Below are 767 nucleotides of genomic sequence, written 5' to 3' on the forward strand. Positions count from 1 at the left end.
TATCCGCCCCGAAATCGAAGGGCCGGCACAGGTGCGGCGTCGCGAAGGTGTTGTCGATAATGAGCGGAATTCCCGCTTCGTGGGCGATGGCAGCCACCGTCTCCAGATCGAGCACATCCATCTTGGGGTTGCCGATGATCTCCCCGAAGACGGCCCGCGTCCGATCGGTAATCGCCCGGCGGAAGTTCTCCGGGTCGGAGGGATCGACGAACTTTACCGTAATCCCCAGCTTCGGCAGGGTGTAGTGGAACAGATTGTAGGTTCCGCCGTACAGGCTGCTGGAGGAGACAATTTCATCCCCCGCCTTGGCGATATTCAGGATGGAATAGGTGATGGCCGCCTGTCCGGAGGCCACGGCCAGGGCCCCCACGCCGCCCTCCAGCGCCGCGATCCGCTTTTCAAAGACATCCTGGGTGGGATTCATAATCCGCGTGTAGATGTTGCCAAACTCCTTCAGCGAAAACAGGTTGGCGGCATGTTCGGTGTCGCGAAAAACGTAGGAGGTCGTTTGATAGATGGGCACCGCCCGCGAAAGGGTGGTGGGATCCGGTTCCTGTCCTCCGTGTACCGCCAGCGTCTCCAGCCGATAATTCTTTTCTTCCGCCATCGATAAATCCCCCTTTTCAATTAAAGAAGCCTCTTCTCTTATCCAGGAGAAGAGGCTTGGTGATACTCGCTCTCCTCTTATCTCTCGGAAACCGATGGTTTCCGCAGGAATTGGCACCTTCCGGAAAAAATCCGGGGTTGCCGGGCTTCATCGGGCCAGT

General features: G+C 57.9%; 1 protein-coding gene and 1 riboswitch. The gene reads right to left on the minus strand.

Going from position 1 to position 767, the window contains the following annotated elements:
- Positions 1 to 607, minus strand: a 607-nt coding sequence (locus RZO55_RS21920) for an aminotransferase class I/II-fold pyridoxal phosphate-dependent enzyme (RefSeq protein ID WP_318066393.1), incomplete at its 3' end; no start/stop codon positions are given.
- 74 nt (positions 608 to 681) lie between these two features.
- Positions 682 to 767: riboswitch (SAM riboswitch) on the minus strand. This riboswitch is flagged as partial in the annotation.

The sequence above is a fragment of the Clostridium boliviensis genome (assembly GCF_033342255.1).
Classification (GTDB): Bacteria; Bacillota; Clostridia; order Lachnospirales; family Lachnospiraceae; genus Lacrimispora; species Lacrimispora boliviensis.